The sequence below is a fragment of the Brachybacterium sp. AOP43-C2-M15 genome (assembly GCF_052446295.1).
GTDB lineage: Bacteria > Actinomycetota > Actinomycetes > Actinomycetales > Dermabacteraceae > Brachybacterium.
Genome location: NZ_JBQSWB010000002.1, coordinates 366,441 through 390,734, shown reverse-complemented (window position 1 = coordinate 390,734; position 24,294 = coordinate 366,441). Strand labels below are relative to the sequence as shown.

Annotated in this window: 24 protein-coding genes; all 24 read left to right on the top strand. The window is 73.0% G+C overall.

Features of this window, described 5'->3' with window-relative positions; genetic code table 11:
- The first annotated feature begins 274 nt into the window (after positions 1-274).
- Positions 275-1,879, top strand: coding sequence for an ABC-F family ATP-binding cassette domain-containing protein (locus ACT3SP_RS03785; RefSeq protein WP_444585898.1), 1,605 nt, complete (start codon positions 275-277; stop codon positions 1,877-1,879).
- A 578-nt stretch (positions 1,880-2,457) separates the two neighbouring features.
- On the top strand, positions 2,458-3,078 hold the full coding sequence (locus tag ACT3SP_RS03780; protein ID WP_444585897.1) for a MarR family transcriptional regulator: 621 nt from the start codon (positions 2,458-2,460) through the stop codon (positions 3,076-3,078).
- 75 nt (positions 3,079-3,153) lie between these two features.
- A complete protein-coding gene (gene efp / locus ACT3SP_RS03775) occupies positions 3,154-3,714 on the top strand; it encodes an elongation factor P (RefSeq protein ID WP_444585896.1) in 561 nt (186 codons plus the stop codon).
- Entirely contained in the window at positions 3,711-4,256 is a 546-nt protein-coding gene (locus ACT3SP_RS03770) for a transcription antitermination protein NusB (protein WP_444585895.1), read from the top strand. The genes efp and ACT3SP_RS03770 overlap by 4 nt, the downstream gene beginning before the upstream one ends.
- Before the next feature lie 205 nt (positions 4,257-4,461).
- Entirely contained in the window at positions 4,462-5,202 is a 741-nt protein-coding gene (gene pyrR / locus ACT3SP_RS03765; RefSeq protein ID WP_444585894.1) for a bifunctional pyr operon transcriptional regulator/uracil phosphoribosyltransferase PyrR, read from the top strand.
- Positions 5,199-6,161 carry an aspartate carbamoyltransferase catalytic subunit gene (locus tag ACT3SP_RS03760; RefSeq protein ID WP_444585893.1) on the top strand — a complete coding sequence of 321 codons (963 nt, stop codon included), beginning with the start codon at positions 5,199-5,201 and terminating at the stop codon, positions 6,159-6,161. The genes pyrR and ACT3SP_RS03760 overlap by 4 nt, the downstream gene beginning before the upstream one ends.
- Positions 6,151-7,500: a dihydroorotase gene (locus tag ACT3SP_RS03755; protein WP_444585892.1), complete on the top strand. Its 1,350-nt coding sequence runs from the start codon at positions 6,151-6,153 to the stop codon at positions 7,498-7,500. Before ACT3SP_RS03760 ends, ACT3SP_RS03755 begins: the two co-directional genes overlap by 11 nt.
- Positions 7,497-7,991: a PH-like domain-containing protein gene (locus ACT3SP_RS03750; protein WP_444585891.1), complete on the top strand. Its 495-nt coding sequence runs from the start codon at positions 7,497-7,499 to the stop codon at positions 7,989-7,991. Before ACT3SP_RS03755 ends, ACT3SP_RS03750 begins: the two co-directional genes overlap by 4 nt.
- Entirely contained in the window at positions 7,988-9,241 is a 1,254-nt protein-coding gene (gene carA, locus ACT3SP_RS03745; protein ID WP_444585890.1) for a glutamine-hydrolyzing carbamoyl-phosphate synthase small subunit, read from the top strand. The genes ACT3SP_RS03750 and carA overlap by 4 nt, the downstream gene beginning before the upstream one ends.
- Positions 9,241-12,615: a carbamoyl-phosphate synthase large subunit gene (carB, locus tag ACT3SP_RS03740; protein ID WP_444585889.1), complete on the top strand. Its 3,375-nt coding sequence runs from the start codon at positions 9,241-9,243 to the stop codon at positions 12,613-12,615. Before carA ends, carB begins: the two co-directional genes overlap by 1 nt.
- On the top strand, positions 12,612-13,457 hold the full coding sequence (gene pyrF / locus ACT3SP_RS03735) for an orotidine-5'-phosphate decarboxylase (protein WP_444585888.1): 846 nt from the start codon (positions 12,612-12,614) through the stop codon (positions 13,455-13,457). The genes carB and pyrF overlap by 4 nt, the downstream gene beginning before the upstream one ends.
- 201 nt (positions 13,458-13,658) lie before the next feature.
- On the top strand, positions 13,659-13,985 hold the full coding sequence (gene mihF / locus ACT3SP_RS03730; RefSeq protein WP_444585887.1) for an integration host factor, actinobacterial type: 327 nt from the start codon (positions 13,659-13,661) through the stop codon (positions 13,983-13,985).
- On the top strand, positions 13,982-14,581 hold the full coding sequence (gene gmk, locus ACT3SP_RS03725; RefSeq protein WP_444585886.1) for a guanylate kinase: 600 nt from the start codon (positions 13,982-13,984) through the stop codon (positions 14,579-14,581). The genes mihF and gmk overlap by 4 nt, the downstream gene beginning before the upstream one ends.
- 83 nt (positions 14,582-14,664) lie before the next feature.
- Entirely contained in the window at positions 14,665-15,027 is a 363-nt protein-coding gene (gene rpoZ / locus ACT3SP_RS03720) for a DNA-directed RNA polymerase subunit omega (protein WP_444585885.1), read from the top strand.
- A gap of 24 nt (positions 15,028-15,051) precedes the next feature.
- Positions 15,052-16,326, top strand: a complete 1,275-nt coding sequence (gene coaBC / locus ACT3SP_RS03715) for a bifunctional phosphopantothenoylcysteine decarboxylase/phosphopantothenate--cysteine ligase CoaBC (RefSeq protein ID WP_444585884.1) — start codon at positions 15,052-15,054, stop codon at positions 16,324-16,326.
- A 5-nt stretch (positions 16,327-16,331) separates the two neighbouring features.
- Complete coding sequence (gene metK / locus ACT3SP_RS03710) at positions 16,332-17,540, top strand: methionine adenosyltransferase (protein WP_444585883.1); 1,209 nt, start codon at positions 16,332-16,334, stop codon at positions 17,538-17,540.
- Between the two features lie 86 nt (positions 17,541-17,626).
- Complete coding sequence (hisI, locus tag ACT3SP_RS03705; protein WP_444585926.1) at positions 17,627-17,977, top strand: phosphoribosyl-AMP cyclohydrolase; 351 nt, start codon at positions 17,627-17,629, stop codon at positions 17,975-17,977.
- Complete coding sequence (locus ACT3SP_RS03700) at positions 17,974-19,566, top strand: anthranilate synthase component I (protein ID WP_444585882.1); 1,593 nt, start codon at positions 17,974-17,976, stop codon at positions 19,564-19,566. The genes hisI and ACT3SP_RS03700 overlap by 4 nt, the downstream gene beginning before the upstream one ends.
- On the top strand, positions 19,563-20,300 hold the full coding sequence (locus ACT3SP_RS03695; protein WP_444585881.1) for a Trp biosynthesis-associated membrane protein: 738 nt from the start codon (positions 19,563-19,565) through the stop codon (positions 20,298-20,300). The genes ACT3SP_RS03700 and ACT3SP_RS03695 overlap by 4 nt, the downstream gene beginning before the upstream one ends.
- A 110-nt stretch (positions 20,301-20,410) precedes the next feature.
- Complete coding sequence (locus tag ACT3SP_RS03690) at positions 20,411-20,719, top strand: HGxxPAAW family protein (RefSeq protein ID WP_444585880.1); 309 nt, start codon at positions 20,411-20,413, stop codon at positions 20,717-20,719.
- On the top strand, positions 20,716-21,183 hold the full coding sequence (locus tag ACT3SP_RS03685) for a DUF2752 domain-containing protein (protein WP_444585879.1): 468 nt from the start codon (positions 20,716-20,718) through the stop codon (positions 21,181-21,183). Before ACT3SP_RS03690 ends, ACT3SP_RS03685 begins: the two co-directional genes overlap by 4 nt.
- Positions 21,184-21,244: 61 nt before the next feature.
- The gene (trpC, locus tag ACT3SP_RS03680) at positions 21,245-22,078 is read left to right on the top strand and encodes an indole-3-glycerol phosphate synthase TrpC (RefSeq protein WP_444585878.1); all 834 of its coding nucleotides are present in this window, start codon (positions 21,245-21,247) and stop codon (positions 22,076-22,078) included.
- Positions 22,075-23,460: a tryptophan synthase subunit beta gene (trpB, locus tag ACT3SP_RS03675; RefSeq protein WP_444585877.1), complete on the top strand. Its 1,386-nt coding sequence runs from the start codon at positions 22,075-22,077 to the stop codon at positions 23,458-23,460. Before trpC ends, trpB begins: the two co-directional genes overlap by 4 nt.
- A complete protein-coding gene (gene trpA / locus ACT3SP_RS03670) occupies positions 23,457-24,290 on the top strand; it encodes a tryptophan synthase subunit alpha (protein ID WP_444585876.1) in 834 nt (277 codons plus the stop codon). Before trpB ends, trpA begins: the two co-directional genes overlap by 4 nt.
- Positions 24,291-24,294: the final 4 nt, after the last annotated feature.

The window sequence follows — 24,294 nt, the reverse complement described above, 5'->3', positions numbered from 1 at the left end:
GTCGCTCGGACAGGCGGATGCGTCGGATCAGGGCAGCACCGGTCCGAGGTCGTCGGGGGCCGACGGCGGGTTCGACGACGGCGGACGCCGTCGCGGCAGGGTGCCGTGCTCCGCAGTGCGCTGTGGTGCGCGGCACCGTCGGCCGCTTTTCGCGGGCCCCGCGACCCGCACCGGCCCTAGACTCGATCCGGCCCTGCGCCGCGCGCCGCCCCGTCGGGGCCGGGAGCGCTGTGCGCTCGGTCCCCACCCGCCGCCCGAACAGGAGCCCCATCCCGTGATCACCGTGCACGACCTCGCCATCCGCGTCGGCGCCCGGCTGCTCATGAGCGACGTCTCCTTCCAGATCACCGACGGCGACCGCGTGGGCCTCGTGGGGCGCAACGGCGCCGGCAAGACGACGCTCACCAAGGTCCTCTCCGGAACCCTGGACCCCTCCGAGGGGAGCGTCGAGGTCTCCGGCGAGCTCGGCTACCTGCCGCAGGACACTCACAGCGGCGAGGACACCGAACCGGTGCTGGCCCGCATCCTCTCCGCCCGCGGACTCGACGGCATCCTGAAGAAGCTGCGTCGCGCCGAGGAGGAGATGGGGGACATGGACCTCTCCGAGGCCCGGCGCGAGAAGGCGATGAACCGCTACCCGCGGCTCGAGGCCGAGCTCGACGCCGCCGGCGGCTACGCCGCCGAGGCCGAGGCGAAGCGGATGGCCGCCAACCTCGGCCTGCCCAACCGCCTCCTGGAGCAGGAGCTCGGCACCCTGTCGGGCGGTCAGCGCCGCCGCGTCGAGCTCGCCCGCATCCTGTTCTCCCAGGCCTCCACCATGATCCTGGACGAGCCCACCAACCACCTCGACCACGACTCGATCGTCTGGCTGCGCGAGTACCTGCTGGGGTACCGCGGGGGCCTGATCGTCATCAGCCACGACGTCGAGCTCGTGGAGCAGGTCGTCAACAAGGTCTTCTACCTCGACGCGAACCGCTCCGCGGTCGACATCTACAACATGAGCTGGAAGCAGTACCTGCGCCAGCGTGAGGACGACGAGAAGCGCCGCAAGCGCGAGCGCAGCAACGCCGAGAAGAAGGCCACCCAGCTCACCGCGCAGGCCGAGAAGATGCGGGCCAAGGCCACCAAGGCCGTCGCCGCCCAGAACATGCTCAAGCGCGCCGAGCGGATGCTCGACGGCGTCGAGGGCGAGCGGCAGAGGGACCGCGTCGCCTCCCTGCGCTTCCCGAAGCCCGCACCCTGCGGCAAGACCCCGCTGATGGCGGAGGACCTCTCGAAGTCCTACGGCAGCCTCGAGATCTTCACCGGGGTGGACCTCGCGATCGATCGCGGCTCCCGCGTGGTGATCATCGGGCTCAACGGTGCCGGCAAGACCACCCTGCTGCGCATCCTGGGCGGGGCCGATGCCCCGGACACCGGCCGTCTGCTGCCCGGCCACGGGCTGCGGATCGGGTACTACGCCCAGGAGCACGAGACTCTCGATCTGGACCGCACGGTGCTCGAGAACATGATGACCGCGGCCTACGAGCTGCCGGAGGTCGAGGCCCGCAAGATCCTGGGGTCCTTCCTGTTCACGGGCGACGACGTCCACAAGCCCGCGCGCGTGCTCTCCGGCGGGGAGAAGACCCGTCTCGCCCTCGCGGCGCTCGTGGTCTCGAGCGCCAACGTGCTGCTGCTGGACGAGCCCACGAACAACCTCGACCCCGCCAGCCGCGAGGAGATCCTCGGTGCGCTCGCGGCCTTCGAGGGTGCGGTGGTGCTGGTCTCGCACGACCCCGGAGCCGTGGCCGCCCTGAACCCCGAGCGCGTGCTGATGATGCCCGACGCGGTCGAGGACCTCTGGAACGCCGAGTACCAGGAGCTCATCGAGCTGGCGTGAGCGCTGCCGCGTCCGGCCCGGCCCGTCGCCGCGTCACCCCGGCCGGACCGCTCTGCGCGACGCCCGGGCCCCCGCGGCGCTTGCGGTCCGCGCGACGCCCCGGGCCCGCGTGACGCTTGCGGTCCGCGTGACGCTCCGGGTCTGCGCGACGCTTGCGGTCCGGGCGACGTCCCGGGTCTGCGCGACACCCCCTGTCTGCGCGACACCCCGGGCCGGCTTCATCCGATCTCCCGATTTCGGTCGTGGGTGAACGAGATCGGGGGAACGACGGCAATCTGATGGGCGTGTCCGGCGGGCGGTGGGGTGCGGTAGGGCGGGGCACGGAAGCACGGCGCGCGGAAGGGCGGGGCGCGGAAGGGTGGGGCACGGAACGGTGGGGTGCGGAAGGGCGGGGCGCGGAACGGTGGGGCACGGAACGGTGGGGTGCGGAAGGACGGGCGCGGACCTGTCGGCGCGGACCCGTGGGCAGGATCAGCGTGGAAACGTTGTACTGTGCAGAACAGCGGGCGTCGACTGACCCCGCGTGGTCGAGGCCTCGACGCGCGCAGCGACGGCCGGGGCGAGGTGGTGGAGTCGCGATGTTCGTCCTGTACTTCTCGGGAGCGACGCTGCGCCGCGGCCCGGATCCGGCGGACCCGGTGCCCGCCCTGCTCGACGCGCTCGAGGCGGTGCCGCAGACTCTGCCCGCCGAGCGCACCGCGGGCCCCGAGGTGCTCGCCGTGGTCGCGCACGCCGAGGACGCCCTGCAGGCGGTGCTGCGTGCCCGCGAGGTGGGGGACTGGGCGGTCGGTCTCGGCATCGGACCCGTCGGCCGTCCGCTGCCCGGCTCCGTCCGGGAGCTGTCCGGCGACGCGGTGGAGGCCGCCGCGCAGGCGGTACGGGCCTCCCGCACCACCTCCTCCGTCCCCGTCACCGTCCGTGCCGCCGATCAGCGCCACCACGCCACCGCCGCGGACGCCGAGGCGGTGCTGCGGCTCATCGCCTGGATGATCCGCTCCCGCAATCGGGGCCAATGGCAGGCCGTCCGGGCCCTGCGCGAGGATCCCGCCGCCACCCAGGTGCAGCTCGCCGAGCGCTTGGGCGTCACGCAGCAGACGGTCTCGCGCGCCGTGAAGACGAGCGGCTGGCGCGAGGAGAGCGCGGCCCACCCTCTGGCCGTGCGACTACTGAGCATGATCGACCTCACGTCCGCCCGCTGAGGTTCCCTCCCGCCCCGGGCGGCGGCGCGCCTGCGCGCTATCCTTGGTCCGCCACGACGACAACCGAGGAGATCCATGGCGACGACGAATGATCTGAAGAACGGGATGGTCCTGGTGCTGGACCGACAGCTCTGGAGCGTGGTCGAGTTCCAGCACGTCAAGCCCGGCAAGGGCCCGGCCTTCGTGCGCACCAAGCTCAAGAACGTCATGTCCGGCAAGGGCGTGGACAAGACCTTCAACGCGGGCGTCAAGGTCGAGACCGCCACGGTGGACCGCCGCGACATGCAGTACTCCTACCTCGACGGCGACATGTACGTGTTCATGGACACCTCCACCTGGGAGCAGACCAATGTCACCGAGGAGACCGTCGGCGGCGTCAAGGACTTCATGCTCGAGGGCCAGGACGTGGTCATCGCCTTCCACGAGGGCAACCCGCTGTTCGTCGAGCTGCCCGCCTCCGTGGTGCTGACGATCGAGTTCACCGAGCCCGGCCTGCAGGGCGACCGCTCCAGCGGCGGCACCAAGCCCGCACGCCTGGAGACCGGCCGTGAGATCCAGGTGCCGCTGTTCCTCAACGAGGGCGACAAGGTCAAGGTCGACACCCGCAGCGGCGACTACCTCGAGCGCGTCAAGTGACCTCAGGTTCTGCCTCCGAGGGCACCGGGGCGCCCACCGGCCCCCGGGCCCCCGGCCTTCCCCTGCCCCGGCGCGAGGGTGCCGAGGTGGAGTTCGAGCGCACCGTCCCGGCGCGCACCGATCGGCTCCATGGCCGCACCCGCGACCGGATCCGCGCGATCGACGTGCTCTTCGAGGCCGACGCCAAGCAGACCGACGTGCTCGACGTGCTCGGCGACCGGCTGCGGCGCACGGCCGCGCAGACGCCCCTGCCGCTGCGCGCCCGCGAACTGGTCGAGCTCTACGCCCCGCACGCGACCGACATCGACGAGGACCTCGCCACCCACTCCCGCGACTGGCCGCTGCACCGCATGCCGGCCACGGACCGGGCGATCCTGCGCCTGGGCAGTGCCGAGGTGCTCCACGGAGCGGACGAGACCGGCCGCGGAGCGGTCATCGGGGAGTACACCAAGATCGCCGAGGTGCTCTCCACGGAGGACTCCCCGCGATTCGTCAACGGGCTGCTGCAGCGGCTGGTGGACGTGCGCGGACTGCTCTCCTGACCACCTGTGTCCTGACCGACCTCGTGTCCTGACCACCCCTCGCGGCGGGCCCCGGCCCGCTGCACCCGCCCCCTCCCCGGCCGAGTCGTCCGAGGGGCGGTCACGGGGGCGCGGTCCCGCCGCCGCCCCCTAGACTCGGCCGCGCTCGCTCGAGCAGCCGCCCTTTAACGACACGTCCCGTGAGGCGTGGAAGGGAGAACCACCCATGAACGACCACCACCAGGACCCGGACCCCACCGGATCCACCGACCGGCCAGGCACGTCGGGCCCCGCACCATCGCCGGGCCCCGCAGCATCGTCGGGCCTCGCATCATCTTCGGGCGCCGCAGCATCTTCGGGCGCCGCAGCATCGTCGGGCCCCGAGGACGAGCGCTCCCGCGTGCTGGGTCCCGAGGAGATCCGTCGTGCGCTGACCCGCATCGCGCACGAGATCCTCGAGAGCGGCCACGGCGCCGAGGACCTCGTCCTGCTGGGCATCCCGCACCGCGGCGTGCCGCTGGCCCGCCGCCTCGCGGAGCAGATCGCCCGCGCCGAGGGTCTCGACGAGGACACCGACCTCAGCGAGCTGTACGGCGCGCTGGACATCACGATGTACCGCGACGACCTGCGCAGCAACCCCACCCGCGCGCCCAGCCCCACGCGGATCCCGCGCTCGGGCATCGACGGACGCACCGTCGTCCTGGTCGACGACGTCCTGTACTCCGGACGCACCGTCCGCGCCGCCCTCGACGCCCTCGGTGCCGTCGGGCGCCCGGCCGCGGTGCGCCTGGCCGTGCTCGTGGACCGGGGCCACCGGGAGCTGCCGATCCGTGCGGATCACGTGGGCAAGAACCTCCCCACCGCCCGCACCGAGCGGGTCCACGTGCAGCTCGCCGAGACCGACGGCGAGGACGCGGTCGACATCGTCCGGCCCGGTGCCGGCGCGGCCGAGGGGGTGCGCGCATGAGGCACTTCATCTCCATCGCCGACCTCAGCCGTGAACAGGCCCTGGCCGTCCTCGCCACGGCCGAGCACATGGCCGGGACGCAGTCCCGCTCGATCCGCAAGCTGCCCACTCTGGTGGGCACGACCGTGGTCAACCTCTTCTTCGAGGACTCCACCCGCACCCGGATCAGCTTCGAAGCGGCCGCCAAGCGACTCTCCGCCGACGTCATCAACTTCTCCGCCAAGGGGTCGAGCCTGTCCAAGGGCGAATCCCTCAAGGACACGGCGCTGACCTTGCAGGCCATGGGCGCCGACGCGGTCGTGGTCCGCTCGGGCTCCTCCGGCGCCGCGCACCTGCTCGCCCATGCCGGCTGGATCGACCAGCCGATCGTCAACGCCGGCGACGGGGCGCACGAGCATCCCACCCAGGCGATGCTCGACGCCTTCACCCTGCGTCGTCACCTGCGCCCGGGGGACCCGGCAGCGGATCTCGCCGGGCTGCACGTGGTGATCGTGGGCGACGTGCTCCACTCGCGGGTGGCTCGCTCGAACGTGCTGCTGCTGACCCTGCTGGGGGCGCGCGTCACCCTCGTCGCCCCGCCCGCGCTGGTGCCCGTGGGAGCCGGGGCGTGGCCCTGCGAGATCAGCTACGACCTCGACAACGCCCTCGCCGAGGGACCGGACGCCGTGATGATGCTGCGCGTGCAGAGCGAGCGGATGGTGGGCGGAGGGTTCTTCCCGACGGCGGGGGAGTACTCCCGCCGCTACGGGCTGACCACGGCCCGGGCGGACTCCCTGCCCGAGCACGCGATCGTCATGCACCCGGGGCCGATGAACCGCGGCTTCGAGATCGCCGGAGCGGTCGCGGACTCCCCGCGCAGCGTCATCGTCGAACAGGTCGCCTCCGGCGTGTTCGTCCGGATGGCCGTCCTCTACCACCTGCTCGCCACCGATGCCCGGGAGGCCACCCGTGAGAACTGAGCCCACCGCACCCCCCACCTCCGACGCGGCGCACGCGGGTGCCTCGGCCCCGCTCCTGGTCCGGGGCGGTCGTCCCTACGGCGAGGAGGTCCAGGACGTGCTGCTGGTCGACGGCCGCATCGCGGCGATCGGCGTCGATCTGCCCGCCCCCGAGGGCGCGGAGACCCTCGAGGCCGAGGGCTGCATCGTGCTGCCCGGCCTGGTCGATCTCCACACCCACCTGCGCGAGCCGGGCGGTGAGGAGGCAGAGACCGTCGAGACCGGGACCCGGGCCGCAGCCCGGGGCGGTTTCACCGCCGTCCACGCGATGGCCAACACCACCCCGGTGGCCGACACCGCCGGCGTGGTCGAGCAGGTCGCCCGCCGCGGCGAGAGCTCCGGCTGGTGCTCGGTGCGACCGGTCGGCGCGGTCACCGTGGGGCTGGGCGGCGAGCGCCTGGCCGAGCTCGACGCGATGGCCAACTCCCGCGCCCGCGTCCGCGTGTTCAGCGACGACGGCAAGTGCGTCCACGACCCGGTGCTCATGCGTCGTGCTCTGGAGTACGTGAAGTCCTTCGACGGCGTGATCGCCCAGCACGCCCAGGACCCGCGCCTGACCGAGGGCGCCCAGATGCACGAGGGCGTCGTCTCCGCCGAGCTGGGCCTGACCGGATGGCCCGCCGTGGCCGAGGAGTCGATCATCGCGCGCGACGTGCTGCTGGCCCAGCACGTCGGCTCCCGCCTGCACGTGTGCCATCTGTCCACCGCGGGCAGCGTGGACATCATCCGCTGGGCCAAGCAGCGCGGGATCGCGGTGACCGCCGAGGTCACCCCCCACCACCTGCTGCTGACCGACGAGAACGTGCGCCAGTTCGACGCCGTGTTCAAGGTGAACCCGCCGCTGCGCACCGCCGAGGACGTCGAGGCCGTGCGCGAGGGACTGTCCGACGGCACCATCGACATCGTCGCCACCGACCACGCCCCGCACCCGCGTGATGCCAAGGACCGTGAATGGGACCAGGCCGCGATGGGCATGACCGGTCTCGAGACCGCTCTGTCGCTGGTCCAGCTGACCATGGTCGACGAGGGCCGGCTGAGCTGGCGGGACGTGGCCCGGGTGATGTCCGAGAAGCCCGCCGAGATCGGCCGTGACGAGGACCAGGGCCGCCCGCTCGAGGCCGGTGCCCCCGCGAATCTGCTGGTCTGGGACCCGCGCCCGGTGCGGCTGGCCGACCCGGGCGAGCACGCCTCCCTCAGCCGCAACTCGCCCTTCGCGGGGCTGCGGCTGCCCGGTGCCAACGTGCTGACCGTGCTGGACGGGCGGCCGACCGTCCGCCGTGGCCGGGTGGTGGAGCGGTGAGCGACCGGCTCGTCCCCGTCCTGCTCCTGCTGCTGCTCTTCGCGGCGATCCTGGCCGCCATGGCCCTCGGCTGGCGCCGCCGCGGTCGTACCCAGCAGGACCTCCCCGTCCCGGACGCCTCGTCCCTCGAGCAGCTCGGCGAGGGCATCGCCCACGGCCCGGTCGAAGCGGTCTACGTCGACACCGTGCTCGCCGAGCAGCCGCTCGAACGGGTGGTCGCCCACGGCCTCGGCCGGCGCGCCGCGGCCCGGGTCACCCTCGGGGACGGCGGCACCTGGCGCCTCGAGCGCGCGGGCGCCCCCGACCTCACCATCCCCGCCACGGCGGTCACCGAGCTGACCTCGGGCCCGGGCATGGCCGGCAAGTTCATCGGCGGTGACGGCCTGCTCATCATCCGCTGGCGCCTGGGCGACCGGCTCCTGGACACCGGCCTGCGCCTGCATCGGCGCGCCGACCACGATCTCCTGCTCTCCCGGAAGGAGCACGCATGACCCCCACCGCTTCCACCGCCCCCATCGGGCGCGCCCCCTCCGGGGCCGCCACCACGGGAGCCGCCACCACCGGGTCCGTGGCGTCCCGCGCGCGTCGCGAGAAGGCGCTGCTGGTCCTCGAGGACGGCACCGTGCTGCGCGGCTCCGCCTACGGGGCCCGCGGGGCTCGCCTGGGCGAGGTCGTCTTCACCACCGGGATGACCGGCTACCAGGAGACCCTCTCGGACCCCTCCTACGCCGGTCAGATCGTGGTGCAGACCGCTCCGCACATCGGCAACACCGGCGCCAACGCCCGGGACATGGAGTCCCGCATGGTGTGGGTGCGCGGCTACGCCGTGCGCGACGCCAGCCGCATCGCCTCCAACCACCGCGCCGAGCAGAGCCTCGACGACCTCCTGATCAGCAGCGACGTCGTGGGCATCAGCGACATCGACACCCGTATGCTCACCCGGCTGCTGCGGGAGAACGGCTCGCTGCGCGGCGGGGTCTTCTCCGGGGACGCCCTGGCCCTCCCCGAGGGCGAGCTGCTGGCGCAGGTGCGTGAGCAGCCCGCCATGACCGGGGCGAGCTTCGTGGACGAGGTCACCATCGCCCAGCCGGTGCTGCTCGAGCCCGAGGGCGAGGTGCGCGCCACCGTCGCCGCCGTCGACCTCGGCATCAAGGGAGCCTCCCCGCGCAGCATGCTCGCCCGCGGGCTGCGGGTCCACCTGCTGCCGGCGTCCACGCCGCTCGAGGACCTGCTGGCCCTCGCGCCGGACGCCGTGTTCTTCTCCAACGGGCCGGGCGACCCGGCCGCGGCGACCGAGCAGGTCGAGCTGCTGCGCGGCGTGCTCGACGCCGGAGTGCCCTTCTTCGGGATCTGCTTCGGCAACCAGCTGCTGGGCCGCGCCCTCGGCTTCGACACCTACAAGCTGAAGTTCGGTCACCGCGGCATCAACCAGCCGGTCCAGGACCGGGAGACCGGCCAGGTCGCGATCACCGCCCACAACCACGGCTTCGCCGTGGACGTCCCCCTCGAGGGCGAGCACGTCGCCCCGCACGACGGCGGCCGCTACGGCCGCGTGGTCGTCTCCCACGTCGGCCTCAACGACGACGTGGTCGAAGGGCTGCGCTGCCTCGACCGGCCCGCCTTCTCCGTCCAGTACCACCCCGAGGCGGCCGGAGGCCCGCACGACGCCTCGCCCCTCTTCGACCGTCTGGCAGAGCTCGCGATCGCGCACCGCGCCGCCTCCGCCTCCAAGGAGTCCTGATGCCCCGTCGCCCCGATATCTCCTCCGTCCTGGTGATCGGCTCCGGCCCGATCGTCATCGGACAGGCCGCGGAGTTCGACTACTCCGGCACCCAGGCGTGCCGGGTGCTGCGCGAGGAGGGCCTGCGCGTCATCCTCGTCAACTCCAACCCGGCCACGATCATGACCGACCCGGAGATCGCCGACGCCACCTACATCGAGCCGATCGATCCCCAGATCATCCGCTCGATCATCGAGAAGGAGCGGCCCGACGCCCTGCTGCCCACCCTCGGCGGGCAGACCGCGCTCAACGCCGCCATCGCCCTCGCCGAGAACGGCACCCTCGAGGAGTTCGGCGTCGAGATGATCGGCGCGAGCCTCGACGCGATCCAGAAGGCCGAGGACCGTCAGAAGTTCAAGGAGGTCGTCGAGCGCGTGGGCGGCGAGTCCGCCCGCTCCCGGATCTGCCACACCATGGACGAGCTGCTCGAGGCCGCCGACGACCTCGGCTACCCGATGGTGGTGCGCCCCAGCTTCACCATGGGCGGGCTCGGCTCCGGCATGGCCTATGACGAGTCGGACCTGCGCCGGATCGGCGGGGACGGGCTGCACTACTCGCCGACGAACGAGGTGCTCCTGGAGGAGTCGATCCTGGGCTGGAAGGAGTTCGAGCTCGAGCTGATGCGCGACGGCGCGGACAACTGCGTGGTGATCTGCTCGATCGAGAACGTGGACCCCGTGGGCGTGCACACCGGCGACTCGGTGACCGTCGCCCCCGCGCTCACCCTCACCGATGTCGAGCTGCAGGAGCTGCGGGACCTCGGGATCGCGATCATCCGCGAGGTCGGAGTGGACACGGGCGGCTGCAACGTGCAGTTCGCGACCCATCCGGAGACCGGCCGCGTGGTCGTCATCGAGATGAACCCGCGCGTCTCGCGCTCCTCGGCGCTGGCGTCGAAGGCGACGGGCTTCCCGATCGCGAAGATCGCCGCGCGGGTCGCCATCGGCTACACCCTCGACGAGATCCGCAACGACATCACCGGCACCACGCCGGCGAGCTTCGAGCCCGCGCTGGACTACGTCGTGGTCAAGGTCCCGCGCTTCGCCTTCGAGAAGTTCCCCGCCGCGGACGCGACGCTGACCACCACCATGAAGAGCGTGGGCGAGGCGATGGCGCTGGGGCGCAACTTCACCGAGGCGCTCGGCAAGGCGCAGCGCTCGATCGACGCCCAGGGCGCGGCGCTGGACTACCGGGGCGCGCCGCCCTCGGTCGCCGAGGTCGCCGAGCTGCTGGACGCCGCGCGGACCCCCACCGCCGGGCGCCTGGTGGACATCGCGCGCGTGCTGTGGACCGCGGCCGAGGGCCTCCTCGATCCGTCCGAGACCCTGGACCGACTGGTGGAGGCCACGGGGATCGACCGCTGGTTCCTCGACCAGATGCTGATCGTCGCCGAGATCGCGGCCGAGATCCGCACCGTCGAGGTGCTCGACGCCGAGCTGCTGGCCCTGGCCAAGCGCCACGGGCTCTCCGACGATCAGATCGGTGCCCTCAGCGGTCACAGCGGTGATGTGGTCAAGGGCGTGCGCGAGGCCCTCGGCATCAATCCGGTCTTCAAGACCGTGGACACCTGCGCCGCCGAGTTCGCCTCCCGCACCCCGTACCACTACTCGACCTACGACCAGGAGACCGAGGTCGAGCCCCGCGAGCGTCCGGCCGTGCTGATCCTCGGCTCGGGACCGAACCGCATCGGTCAGGGCATCGAGTTCGACTACTCCTGCGTCCACGCCGCGATCGCCCTGGGCAGCCCCGACCTGCCCGGTGGCGGCTACGAGACCGTGATGATCAACTGCAACCCCGAGACGGTCTCGACGGACTACGACATCGCCGATCGCCTCTACTTCGAGCCCCTCACCTTCGAGGACGTCGTCGAGGTGTACGAGGCGGAGAGGGCCGCGGGCCCCGTCGCCGGGGTCATCGTGCAGCTCGGCGGCCAGACCCCGCTCTCGCTCGCCCGCCGGCTCGAGGCGGAGGGGCTGCCGATCATCGGCACCAGCCCCTCCGCGATCGACCTCGCCGAGGACCGCGGCCACTTCGGTGCGGTGCTCGCCGGTGCGGACCTGCCCGCGCCGCCCTACGGCACCGCCTGGGGCCTGGCCGATGCGACCGAGGTCGCCGCCGCGGTGGGCTATCCGGTGCTGGTGCGCCCGAGCTACGTGCTCGGCGGGCGCGGCATGGAGATCGTCTACGACCAGGAGGGCCTGGTCGACTACGTGAGCCGCAACCTGCCCGACGGCGGCAGGGCCGACGCCCCGATCCTCATCGACCGGTTCCTGGACACCGCGATCGAGATCGACGTCGACGCCCTGTACGACGGCACCGACCTCTACCTCGGCGGCGTCATGGAGCACATCGAGGAGGCCGGCATCCACTCGGGCGACTCCGCCTGCACGCTGCCGCCGGTCACCCTCTCGGACGCGGTCATGGACCGGATCCGTGCCTCGACCCTCGGCATCGCCGAGGGCGTGGGCGTGCGGGGCCTGCTCAACGTCCAGTACGCGCTCTCCCAGGGGATCCTGTACGTGCTCGAGGCGAACCCTCGCGCCTCGCGCACGGTGCCCTTCGTCGCCAAGGCCACCGGCGTTCCGTTGGCCCGCGCCGCCGCCCGCCTGATGGCGGGGGAGACGATCGCCGAGCTGCGCGAGCGCGGCGTGCTGCCCTCCCAGGGGGACGGCGGGGACCTCCCCGACGATGCCCCGATCGCGGTCAAGGAGGCGGTGCTGCCGTTCAAGCGATTCCGCACTCGCGAGGGTCGCGCCGTGGACTCGGTGCTCGGTCCCGAGATGCGCTCGACGGGCGAGGTGATGGGGCTGGACGCGACCTTCCCCCTCGCCTTCGCGAAGTCGCAGCTGGCGATCTCGGGCCAGGGCCTGCCCACCTCGGGCACGGTCTTCGTCTCGGTCGCCGACCGCGACAAGCGGGCCGTGGTCCTCCCCGTCGCCCGGCTCGCCGCGCTCGGCTTCGAGATCCTCACCACCGCGGGCACCGGTCGGGTGCTGCGCCGCAGCGGGATCCCCTGCACGGTGCTGCGCAAGGCCTCCGAGGCCCATGGCGAGGGTGCGAGCGTCATCGAGCTGATCGAGACCGGGGACATCGAGCTGGTGCTGAACACCCCCTCCGGATCCAACGCCCGCGCGGACGGATATGCGATCCGTGCGGCCGCGACCAGCATGGACGTGCCGATGATCACGACCTTGCAGGAGTTCCAGGCCGCAGTGCAGGCGATAGAGGCCCGCCCGGTCGAGCCCTTCGAGGTGGGCAGCCTGCAGGAGCACACGCGCCGTCTCGTCGAGGGCCGCCGCCTCGTCGAGGGCCGCGCCGCGGGGTCGAGGGCATGAGCGTCGCCTCGGGGCGCTTCGGCGCGCGGCTGCAGCGAGCCGTCGCCGAGCACGGCCCGATCCTGGCCGGCATCGATCCGCACGCCTCGCTGCTGAAGGACTGGGGTCTGGAGGATTCCCCGGCCGGTCTCGCCGAGTTCTCCCGCGCGGTCCTCGACGCGGTCGCCGGCGAGGTCGCCGCGATCAAGCCCCAGTCGGCCTTCTACGAGCGGCACGGCGCGGCCGGGGTCGCCGTGCTCGAGGACCTGCTGGGCTCCGCGCGCGAGCGCGGTGTGCTCAGCATCCTCGACGTCAAGCGCGGGGACATCGGCTCCACCATGGGCGCCTACGCCGAGGCGCACCTGCGACCCGGCGCTCCGCTCGAGGCCGATGCGATCACCGTCAGCCCGTACCTCGGGACGGGCTCCCTCGAGCCCGCCGCCGATCTCGCCCTCGAGCACGGCAAGGGTCTGTTCCTGCTCGCCCTCACCTCGAACCCCGGGGGCGATCTGGTCCAGCACGCCCTGACCGGCACCGACACGCCGGTGGCGCTCGAGATCGCGCGACACGCCGAGAAGATCGGGACGAGTGCATCGGGGGAGTGGGGGAGCGTCGGCCTCGTGGTCGGGGCGACCGTGGGGGACGCCTACCGCCGGCTCGGACTGGACCGGGCGGCCCCCTCGGTGCCGCTCCTGGCCCCGGGATTCGGGGCGCAGGGCGCCGGCCCCGCGCAGCTCACCGAGGTGTTCGGTGACAGTGCAGGTCAGGTGCTGGTTTCGCTGTCACGTGGGCTGCTCTCGGCGGGTCCCGACAGGGAGCGTCTGAGGGGTCGCGCGGAGGAGCTGCGGCTGCAGTACTCCTGAGCCCACGCTGCGCCGCCGGAGAGTCGGGAGAGCGGTTGCACGAGTCGTCCCTCCAGTCTCGTTGACGGCGCCGATTCGCACCGGACCTGGCATTGTGCGTGTCAAAAGTGCCCTCTGCCACGAATATGGGGTTACGCTCTTCCCACACCGAGGTCCTCCCGGATCTCCACGTCACCAGCAAGAGAACAAGAGGTAAGAACAGTGGCTCTCCCTCCCCTCACCCCTGAGCAGCGGGCCGAGGCCCTGAAGAAGGCCGCCGAAGCTCGACGCGAGCGCGCCGCCATCAAGGCTCGGCTGAAGGACAGCGCCGGCCATCGCGGCGAGGAGATTCAGAAGGTCCTCAAGGAGGCCGAGACCAACGAGATCGTCGGTCGCCTTCGCGTCTCCGCACTCCTGGAGGCCCTGCCCGGCGTGGGCAAGGTCAAGGCCCAGCAGATCATGGAGGAGATCGGCATCTCCCCGTCCCGCAAGATCCGCGGTCTGGGCTCGCATCAGGCGGAGAAGCTCGTCACGCACTTCTCCGAGTGAACGACCTCCCCACCGGGGCCGGCGCCACGACGGCGCCGGCCCCGGTGACCGTTCTGGCCGGTCCCACCGCGGTGGGCAAGGGCACCGTCTCCGCGGCGATCCGCGCCCGGTACCCGGAGATCTGGCTCTCGGTCTCCGCCACCACGCGGGCTCCGCGCCCCGGCGAGATCGACGGGGTGCACTACCGCTTCGTGAGCGAGGAGGAGTTCAGCTCCCTCATCGACGCCGGCCAGATGCTGGAGTGGGCGGTGGTCCACGGGCGCAACAAGTACGGCACGCCGCGCGGTCCGGTCGAGCAGAAGGTCGCCGAGGGGCGACCGGTGCTGCTCGAGATCGACCTCGCCGGTGCCCGGCAGGTCCGCGAGTCGCTGCCCGAGGCGCGCTTCGTGTTCCTCGCGCCGCCGGACTGGGACACGCTCGTCCACCGACTGGTGGGCCGCGGCACCGAGGACGCCGAGGAGCGCGAGCGCCGGCTCGCGACCGCTCGCGTCGAGCTCGCCGCGGAGGACGAGTTCGACGTCACGATCGTCAACGACTCGGTGGACCGCGCCGCCGACGACCTCGCCCGCCTGCTCGGCGTGCGCGACCTCACCTGACCCCGCGCGACGCCTCGCTCGCCCCCGAGCGTCGGAGGGCGTATCCTGGAGCGTCGCACGCCGAATCTCTCGAAGGGACATCCGTGGCCGGAACAGTCGCCCAGCCCGAAGGCATCACGAACCCCCCGATCGACCGTCTGCTCGAGACCGTCGACTCGAAGTACGCCCTGGTCCTGTACGGCTCCCAGCGAGCCCGCCAGATCAACGCCTACTACTCGCAGCTCTCCGAGGGGCTGCTCGAGTTCGTCGGCCCGCTGGTCGACGTCGAGAACCAGGAGAAGCCGCTCTCGATCGCGCTGCGCGAGATCGACGAGGGACTGCTCACGGTCCGCGAGATCGACGAGGAGGAGTACGCCGCACAGAACGAGCCGGATCCCAACGCCCCGGCCCCCCTGCTGCTCGGCGACGACGCCCCCGAGATCCCGCCGACCGACTTCCCCCTCTGATCCCGGCCCCTGCCGGACGATCCGATGAGCAGCATGCAGCGCACCCTCGACGGTGCCCGTGTCCTGGTCGGCGTCGGCGGGGGGATCGCCGCCTACAAGACCGCGCACCTGGTGCGCGGTCTTGTCGGTGAGCGGGCCGAGGTCCGCGTCGTCCCCACCGCCGCCTCCCTCGAGTTCGTGGGAGCCGCGACCTGGGAGGCGCTCAGTCACCATCCGGTGCTGACCTCGGTCTTCGAAGACGTGGACGAGGTGGCTCACGTCCGCTTCGGCCAGGAGGCCGATCTGCTCGTGATCGCGCCCGCGACCGCGGACCTGCTGGCCCGGCTGCGGATCGGTCGCGCCGATGATCTGCTCACGGCCTCCGCCCTGGTGACCCGTGCCCCGGTGGTGGTGGCCCCTGCGATGCACACCGAGATGTGGGAGCATCCGTCCACGCGCGAGAACGTCGCCGTGCTGCGGGAGCGCGGGGTGACCGTGCTCGAGCCCGCCGTCGGCCGCCTCACCGGTCCCGACTCGGGGGCCGGCCGGCTCCCCGAGCCCGCCGCGCTGCTGGACGCCGCCCGGGCCGCGCTGGCCGCTCCACGGGACGAGGACGGGGGAGTGCGCCGCGACCTCGCCGGCCGCGAGCTGCTGATCACCGCGGGCGGGACCCGGGAGGACCTCGACCCGGTGCGGTTCCTGGCCAACCACTCCTCGGGCCGGCAGGGCTGGGCCCTCGCCCACGCCGCCCTCGTGCGCGGGGCGAGAGTGCGCCTGCTCGCCGCGAACGTCGACCTCGACACCCCGCCCGGCGCGCTGCGCCAGGACGTGGGCAGCGCCGAGGAGCTCGCCGAGTCCGTGGCCGCGCACCGCCGCGAGGTGGACGCCCTGGTGATGGCCGCCGCCGTGGCGGACTTCACCGCCGCCGAACGCTCTGGCTCGAAGATCAAGAAGGACGACGCGGAGGGCGCGGACTCGGTGCCCGCCCTCGCCCTGCGCCGCACCCAGGACATCCTGCGTCACAGTGTGCTCGATCGCGCAGAGACCGGCGGGGACCGGCCCGCGATCGTCGGGTTCGCCGCCGAGACGGGCGGAGAGGGCGCCTCCGCCCTCGAGCTCGCGCGGGCCAAGGCGCGTCGCAAGGGCGCTGATCTGCTGGTCTTCAACGACATCACCGGCGACGTCTTCGGCGCCGCCGACAACTCGGTGCGGATCCTGGACCGCGAGGGCGAGGAGGTCGCGCGCGCCGAGGGGAGCAAGACGCTCGTCGCCCACGCCGTGCTCGACCGGCTCCTGACCTCCCTGCCGGAAGTACGCTGATCCCCATGACCACCAGCGAGCTGCGCACCTTCACGTCCGAATCGGTCACCGAAGGGCACCCCGACAAGATCTGCGACCAGATCTCGGATGCCATCCTCGACGATCTGCTGGCGCAGGACACGGGCGCTCGCGTCGCGGTGGAGACCATGGTCACCACCGGCCTCGTGCACGTCGCCGGCGAGGTCCGCACCACCGGGTACAGCGACGTCGCGACCATCGTGCGCGACGTGATCCGCGATATCGGCTACGACTCCTCCGAGAAGGGCTTCGACGCCGACTCCTGCGGGGTCGAGGTCTCCATCGGTGCCCAGTCCCCGGACATCGCCCAGGGCGTGGACACCTCCTTCGAGGCGCGCGGCGACCTCGCCGCCGAGGCGTTCTCCCGGCTCGGCGCGGGCGACCAGGGGCTGATGTTCGGCTACGCCTGCCGCGACACCCCCGAGCTGATGCCGCTGCCGATCCACGCCGCCCATCGCCTGACGAGCAACCTCTCGACCGCACGCCGCGACGGCGTGCTCCCCTACCTGCGCCCCGACGGCAAGACCCAGGTCTCGATCGGGTACGACGAGGACGGTGTGGCCCGCACCGTCGATGCCGTCGTAGTCTCCACCCAGCACAGCGAGGAGGTCGATCTCGTCTCCCAGCTGGCGCCCGCGATCGCCCGGGTCGTCATCGCCCCGGTGCTCGAGGACCTCGAGCGTCTGGGCCTGGACACCTCGGAGGTGGTCACCCACATCAACCCCTCCGGACGCTTCGTGCTCGGAGGGCCCAAGGGCGACGCGGGCCTGACCGGCCGCAAGATCATCGTGGACACCTACGGCGGCATGGCCCGTCACGGCGGCGGCGCCTTCTCCGGGAAGGACCCCAGCAAGGTCGACCGCTCCGCCGCCTACGCGATGCGCTGGGTCGCCAAGAACATCGTCGCGGCCGGCCTCGCGGACCGCTGCGAGGTGCAGGTGGCCTACGCGATCGGCGTCGCCGAGCCCGTCGGGCTGTACGTCGAGACCTTCGGCACCGGCCACGCTCCCTCGCATCAGATCGCGGCCGCTGTCCGCAAGGTGTTCGACCTGCGCCCCGCCGCGCTGATCGACGCCCTGGACCTGCTGCGGCCGATCTACTCCCTGACATCGGTGCACGGCCACTTCGGCCGAGAGCTGCCCGAGTTCACCTGGGAGAGCACCGACCGCGCCGAGGAACTCGGACGAGCCCTGTGAGCACCGCGGCACAGCTCCCCGACGACCCTGCTCGCAGCCCCCGCCCCGCAGGCGATCCCGACCTCGCGGCGGGCCTCGACCCCGCCCTGGCCGCCCGGCTCAAGCGCGACGGCGCCGGTCTGCTGACCGCGGTGGTGCAGGACGCCTCCGACGGGCGCGTGCTCATGGTGGGCTGGATGGACGACGAGGCGCTGCGGCGGACCCTCACCACCGGGCGCGTGACCTACTGGTCGCGCTCCCGTGCCGAGTACTGGCGCAAGGGCGACACCAGCGGTCACGTGCAGTGGGTGCGCTCGGTCGCCCTGGACTGCGACGGCGACACCCTGCTGGTGCAGGTCGACCAGGTCGGTGCGGCCTGCCATCGCGGCACCGACACCTGCTTCGACGGCGGCGATCTCGGCGCCGTCGTCCTGGACCCGACGGAGCGGAGCGCATGAGCGCAGAGCACACCACCCCCGATGCCCGCGCCGAGGCGTACCCGGAACAGGTCGGCGGCCGCGAGGGCGAGGCGCTCGGCACGATCGTGCCGGACCGCGAGACCTTCCGCGAGCTCGCCGCCCGGCAGCGCGTGGTCCCACTGAGCGTGCGGCTGCTCGCCGACGAGGACACCCCGGTCTCCCTCTACCGGCGCCTGACCGCCGACGGCGGGACCCGCGGCACCTTCCTGCTCGAGTCCGCGGGAGAGGGCGAGGCCTCGCGCTACTCGATCATCGGCACCCGCGCCCGCGCGGTGCTCACCGAGCGAGACGGCGAGGCCCGCTGGCGCGGCGACGTCCCTGCCGGGGTGCCCGTCTCGGGCAGCCCCGTCGAGGCGCTCCGCGAGGTCACCAGTGCCTTCCGAGCCGCCCGCCAGCCGCACCTGCCGCCCTTCTCCGGCGGCATGGTGGGCTTCGTCGCCTATGACGCGGTGCGGTACTGGGAGAAGCTCGGGGACCCGCCGCCCGACGAGATCGGGATCCCGGACCTCTCGATGCTGCTCGCCCAGGACGTCGTGGTCCATGACGCGCACGACGCCACCGTGGTGCTCGTCGCCAACGCCCTGAACCTCAACGCCACCGACGAGGGCGTGGACGCCGCCTACGACGACGCCCTGGCGAGGCTCGAGGCGATGCGCGAGCGCCTGCGCACTCCGGTGGCCGGCGGCCCGCTCGTCCATGATCCGGTGCGCGAGCTCGAGCCGAAGGCCCGCACCTCGCGGCTCGAGTACGAGCGCGCGGTGCAGGAGGCGGTGCGCGACATCGTCGACGGCGAGATCTTCCAGGTCGTGCCCTCGCAGCGCTTCTCGCTGCCGATCGCCGCGGACCCGCTGGACGTCTACCGGGTGCTGCGACGCATGAACCCCAGCCCCTACATGTACCTGCTGCGCACGGTCGACGCCGACGGCGAGCCCATCGACGTGGTGGGGGCGAGCCCGGAGTCCCTGGTCACCGTGCGCGGCACGACCGCCACCACCCACCCCATCGCGGGCTCCCGTCCGCGGGGTGCGACCCCCGAGGAGGACGAGCGCCTGGGCGCCGAGCTGCTCGCCGACCCGAAGGAGCGCTCCGAGCACCTCATGCTCGTCGACCTCGCCCGCAACGATCTGCAGAAGTTCTGTGCTCCCGGCACCGTGGTGGTGCGCGACTTCATGCACATCGAGCGCTTCTCCCACATCCAGCACATCGTCTCCACCGTCACGGGGCACCTGCAGGAGGACGCGCAGGCGTACGACGCGCTGCGCGCCACCTTCCCCGCGGGCACCCTCTCGGGCGCCCCGAAGCCCTCGGCGATGCGCATCATCGATCGGCTCGAGCCTGTGCGCCGCGGCGTCTACGGGGGCACCGTCGGCTACATCGACTTCGCGGGAGACATGGACATGGCCATCGCGATCCGCACCGCGGTCATCAAGGACGGCACAGCCCACGTGCAGGCGGGCGGGGGAGTGGTCGCGGACTCCGACGCGACCATGGAGTTCCGCGAGACGCAGTCGAAGGCCGCCGCCGCGCTGCGGGCAGCGGCCGCCGCCGACACCCTCCGGCCGGCATGAGCGCACAGTCCGCTTCGAGCTCCCGGTCCGCTCCCGACCGCCGGATGCCCGGCCGACGCACCACGGTGCTCGCGGCCACCGCGGCCTCGGCGCTCCTGGCCGGCGCGACCCGCACCACCTGGATCGAGGCGAGCGCCCCCGACCTCACCGGCTCCGCGCAGCAGATCGGCGTGCTCGGCTCCGAGGCCGCCCCGGCCGTGCTCGCCCTCTCCCTGGTCGCTCTCGCCGCCGCGCTGACCACGTCGCTCTCCACCTTCTGGGTGCGCTTCCTCACCGGACCCGTGCTCGTGCTGGCGGGCGCCGGCTCGCTCCTCGCGATCGCCGACGCCCTCGCCGATCCGGAGGCCGCCGCCCGCTCCTCCGTCACTTCGGCGACCGGGGTGCTCGGTGCAGCGGTCGAGGCGGGGACCACCCCCTGGCCCTTGCTCGCGCTGGTCCCCGCGCTCGCGGTGGCGGCGACCGGCGCGCTCGTGCTGTGGGCCGGCCGCAGCTGGCCGGTGCGCACCCGCTATCGCAGCGCGGCCGTGGCCGCTCCCGCCGCTGCGGCCGATCCCGCGCAGGACCCGGCCGCGGCCTGGGACGCCCTGACCCGGGGGGAGGATCCGAGCCTCGCGGCTCCCGAGCCCGAGCAGCCCGACGCGCCCGCGTCCGACGGCCGAGCGCCCGGGAGCGACGGGGGAGCGCCCGCGCCCGACGGCCGCTCGCCCGACGGAGGAGCCGCCTCGGGGCGGTGAAGCCGCTCACCCGGGGGCGACTCCCCGTGACCGCCGGTGGACGACGCACCGCCGGGCCCCCGATGACATGGCACAATGGCCTGGACCGGGACCCTGACTGGAGAAGGACCATGCCCAAGACCTATGCCGTGCCGCCGCCCCCTCATCACAACGAGGGCAAGACCGTCGCCGGGTGGACCATGAACCTCGGCATCGTCGTCGGTTCCGTGGTCATCGCCGCTGGCATGGTCCTGCCGGACCAGGCCGTCCTGATCTGGGTGGGTGCCGGCCTCGTGGCCCTCGCCGTCGTCGCCGGCGTGGTCCTGTCGGTCGCCGGGCTCGGCCAGCCGCGCCGCTACGGGCACGCCGCCGCCGAGGCCACCGCGCAGGGCGGCGCGAACGCCCGCGGCCACGAGCCCGCCGAGGCCGAGGCGAGGTGACCACGGCGGCGCGGGAGCGGCACGGCGAGGCCGTGCCCCACGCGCCCGCCCACGGACCCCGTCGGGCGCTGCTGCCGCTGGCCATCGGCGCGACCGGGGTCGTGCTGGCCCTGGGGGTGCAGCTGGTCTTCGACCCGTTCCGCACCCACGTCCCGCTGTGCCTCGTCCACCAGCTCACCGGGCTGGACTGCCCGGGCTGCGGCGCGATCCGCTCCGTCCACGCCCTGCTCGCCGGGGACCTGATGCTGGCGCTGCGCAGCAACGCCCTCGTGATCACGGCGCTCCCGCTGGTCGGCGTCGGCCTGCTGGTCTGGGCCGTGCGCCGTGCACGCGGCCTGCGCACCGATGTGATGCCGTCCCGCACGGTGCTGCTTGCACTGGTCGGCATCGCGGTCCTCTACGCGGTGCTGCGGAACCTGCCGATGTTCTGGTTCCTCGCCCCCGTCTCGTACGTCGGCGCCTGAGCGCCCGACGACCGTCCCGGCGCCCTCACGGCGCCGCCCCCATCCGCTGCAGGAGGCCTGCGTGACCACCACCGGAACCGTCCTCGACGACATCATCGTCGGCGTGCGCGAGGACCTCGCCCCGCGCCGCGCCGCGGTGCCGGAGAGCGAGATCGCCCGCCGCGCCCACGCCGCGGCACCCGCTCTCGACGCCCGGGCGCACCTGGTCGGCGACGGCACCACGATGGGACTGATCGCCGAGGTGAAGCGTTCCAGCCCCTCCAAGGGGACCCTCGCCGAGATCCCCGAGCCCGCCCGGCTCGCGGAGGTCTACGCCCGGTCCGGCGCGTCCGCGATCAGCGTGCTGACCGAGCAGCGACGCTTCCGCGGCACCCTGGCCGACCTCGACGCCGTCCGTGAGCGCGTCGACGTCCCGGTGCTGCGCAAGGACTTCGTGGTCGAGCCCTATCAGGTGCTCGAAGCCCGTGCTCACGGCGCCGACCTCGTGCTGCTCATCGTCGCCGCCCTCGACGACGCCCGGCTGCGCGACCTGCACGCACTCAGCGCCGAGCTCGGCATGCAGGCGCTGGTCGAGACCCACACCCCTGCCGAGCTCGAGCGCGCCCTCGCCCTCGGGGCGGACCTCATCGGGGTCAACGCCCGCAACCTCAAGGACCTCACCGTCGACCTGGCCCGCGCGACGGACCTGCTGGGACGGATCCCCGCCGGTCCGCTCGCGATCGGGGAGTCCGCCGTCGCGTCCGTCGACGACGTCGAGGCCTACGCCGCCGCCGGCGCCGACGCGGTGCTGGTCGGCGAGGCCCTGGTCACCTCGGGCGATCCGGCCGACGCCGTCGCCTCGTACCGCCGGGTCGCCCGCCGCGGCCGGCCCCTCCCGGAAGGAGATCGGGCATGAGCACCCCCGAGCCCGCACCCGTCCGCACCGATCTCGCGCGCCCCTCCACGGCGCTGCGCTCGGAGGCGGGACCCTACTTCGGCGACTTCGGCGGGCGCTTCCTGCCGGAGGCGCTCGTGCCCGCGCTCGACGAGCTCACCGAGGTCTACGAGAAGGCGGTCATCGACCCCGAGTTCCTCGCCGAGCTGCGGCACCTCGCCTCGGAGTACACCGGACGGCCCTCCCTGCTCTCCGAGTCACCGCGCTTCTCGCAGCTCGCCGGGGGCGCTCGCATCCTGCTCAAGCGCGAGGACCTCAACCACACCGGCAGCCACAAGATCAACAACGTGCTGGGCCAGGCGCTGCTGACCCGGCGGATGGGCAAGACCCGCGTGATCGCCGAGACCGGCGCCGGGCAGCACGGCGTGGCCACCGCCACCGCCGCGGCCCTGTTCGGGCTGGACTGCACCATCTACATGGGCGGCGAGGACACCGAGCGCCAGGCGCTCAACGTCGCCCGGATGCGGCTGCTGGGGGCCGACGTGGTCGCCGTCGAGCAGGGATCGCGCACCCTCAAGGACGCGATCAACGAGGCGTTCCGCGACTGGGTCGCCAACGTCGAGACCACCCACTACCTGCTGGGCACGGTCGCCGGGCCGCATCCGTTCCCGGCGATGGTGCGCGACTTCCACCGGATCATCGGCGAGGAGGCGCGCGCCCAGACCCTCGAGCGCACGGGCCGTCTGCCGGACGCCGTGGTCGCCTGCGTGGGCGGGGGCTCCAACGCGATGGGCATCTTCCACGCCTTCCTCGACGACACCGACCCCCTGGTGCGCCTGGTCGGCTGCGAGGCCGGTGGGGACGGGATCTCCAGCGGACGGCATTCGGCGACCATCACCGGCGGCTCCGCCGGCGTGCTCCACGGCGCGCGCAGCTTCGTGATGCAGGACGAGGACGGCCAGACCATCCCCTCGCACTCCGTCTCCGCGGGGCTCGACTACCCCAGCGTCGGACCCGAGCACGCCTGGCTCGCGGACATCGGCCGTGCCGAGTACCGCGCGATCGACGACGGACCGGCGATGGACGCCTTCGCGCTGCTGTCCATGACCGAGGGCATCATGCCGGCGATCGAGTCCGCGCACGCCCTCGCCGGAGCGCTCGAGCTGGGCCGCGAGCTGGGGGAGGACGCCGTGATCCTGGTGAGCCTCTCGGGCCGCGGCGACAAGGACGTGGACACGGCCTCGCGCTGGTTCGGCCTGGTCGGCGAGGACCCGGCCCGGGCCGACCTCGCCGCGCTGCGGGACGCCGCCCGCGCGACGGCCTCGGCGGCGCCCGCCGCCGCGTCCGCCCCCACGCCGGCGGCGCCCACCGCCGCGCCCGACCGGGCAGAGGAGTCCCGATGACCGTCACCGACACCCATCGCCTGCGCGCCGACGAGGTCCTGGACCGCGCCCGCGCCGAGAACCGCTCCGCGCTGATCGGCTACCTGCCCGTCGGCTTCCCCGATCTCGAGCGCTCGATCGAGGCCGCCGGGATCCTCATCGACCACGGCGCGGACATGATCGAGCTCGGCCTGCCGTACTCCGATCCCGTGATGGACGGGGCGGTGATCCAGCAGGCCGCCTCCGCCGCCCTGGCCGGCGGCACGCGCACCCGGCACGTGCTCGAAGCCGTCGAGGCCCTGTCCGGCCGCGGCGCCGCGATCCTGGTGATGAGCTACTGGAACCCGGTCCTCGCCTACGGGCCCGACGCCTTCGCCCGCGACCTCGCGGGCGCGGGAGGCGCCGGCGTGATCACCCCGGACCTCATCCCCGACGAGGGCGAGGACTGGATCGCGGCGAGCGAGGAGCACGGCGTGGACCGCGTGTTCCTGGTCGCCCCCAGCTCCCCGCGCGACCGCCTCGAGCATGTGGTCTCGCACACGCGCGGATTCGTCTACGCGGCCAGCGCCATGGGGGTCACCGGCACCCGGTCGAGCGTCTCCGCGGCCACGGAAGGCCTGGTCGAGCGCACTCGCCTCGCCGGAGCGAAGAACGTCTGCGTCGGTCTGGGCGTCTCGAACGGTGAGCAGGCCGCGCAGGTCGGCGCGTACGCTGATGGAGTGATCGTCGGCTCCGCCTTCGTGCGTGCGCTGCTCGAGAACGGGGACGACGCCGCGGGCAGCCGCATCGCCCTCGCGGCGGTGGCCGACGACCTGCGCGCCGGCGTCCAGCGCGCCCGTACCGAGACCTGACGGG

What these genes read in the sequence shown, in the direction of transcription:
- ACT3SP_RS03780 (WP_444585897.1), top strand. Translation starts at nt 2,458, where the DNA reads ATGTTCGTCCTGTACTTCTCGGGAGCGACGCTGCGCCGCGGCCCGGAT.
- efp (WP_444585896.1), top strand. Translation starts at nt 3,154, where the DNA reads ATGGCGACGACGAATGATCTGAAGAACGGGATGGTCCTGGTGCTGGAC.
- pyrR (WP_444585894.1), top strand. Translation starts at nt 4,462, where the DNA reads ATGAACGACCACCACCAGGACCCGGACCCCACCGGATCCACCGACCGG.
- ACT3SP_RS03760 (WP_444585893.1), top strand. Translation starts at nt 5,199, where the DNA reads ATGAGGCACTTCATCTCCATCGCCGACCTCAGCCGTGAACAGGCCCTG.
- carA (WP_444585890.1), top strand. Translation starts at nt 7,988, where the DNA reads ATGACCCCCACCGCTTCCACCGCCCCCATCGGGCGCGCCCCCTCCGGG.
- carB (WP_444585889.1), top strand. Translation starts at nt 9,241, where the DNA reads ATGCCCCGTCGCCCCGATATCTCCTCCGTCCTGGTGATCGGCTCCGGC.
- pyrF (WP_444585888.1), top strand. Translation starts at nt 12,612, where the DNA reads ATGAGCGTCGCCTCGGGGCGCTTCGGCGCGCGGCTGCAGCGAGCCGTC.
- coaBC (WP_444585884.1), top strand. Translation starts at nt 15,052, where the DNA reads ATGAGCAGCATGCAGCGCACCCTCGACGGTGCCCGTGTCCTGGTCGGC.
- metK (WP_444585883.1), top strand. Translation starts at nt 16,332, where the DNA reads ATGACCACCAGCGAGCTGCGCACCTTCACGTCCGAATCGGTCACCGAA.
- ACT3SP_RS03700 (WP_444585882.1), top strand. Translation starts at nt 17,974, where the DNA reads ATGAGCGCAGAGCACACCACCCCCGATGCCCGCGCCGAGGCGTACCCG.
- ACT3SP_RS03695 (WP_444585881.1), top strand. Translation starts at nt 19,563, where the DNA reads ATGAGCGCACAGTCCGCTTCGAGCTCCCGGTCCGCTCCCGACCGCCGG.
- ACT3SP_RS03690 (WP_444585880.1), top strand. Translation starts at nt 20,411, where the DNA reads ATGCCCAAGACCTATGCCGTGCCGCCGCCCCCTCATCACAACGAGGGC.
- trpB (WP_444585877.1), top strand. Translation starts at nt 22,075, where the DNA reads ATGAGCACCCCCGAGCCCGCACCCGTCCGCACCGATCTCGCGCGCCCC.
- trpA (WP_444585876.1), top strand. Translation starts at nt 23,457, where the DNA reads ATGACCGTCACCGACACCCATCGCCTGCGCGCCGACGAGGTCCTGGAC.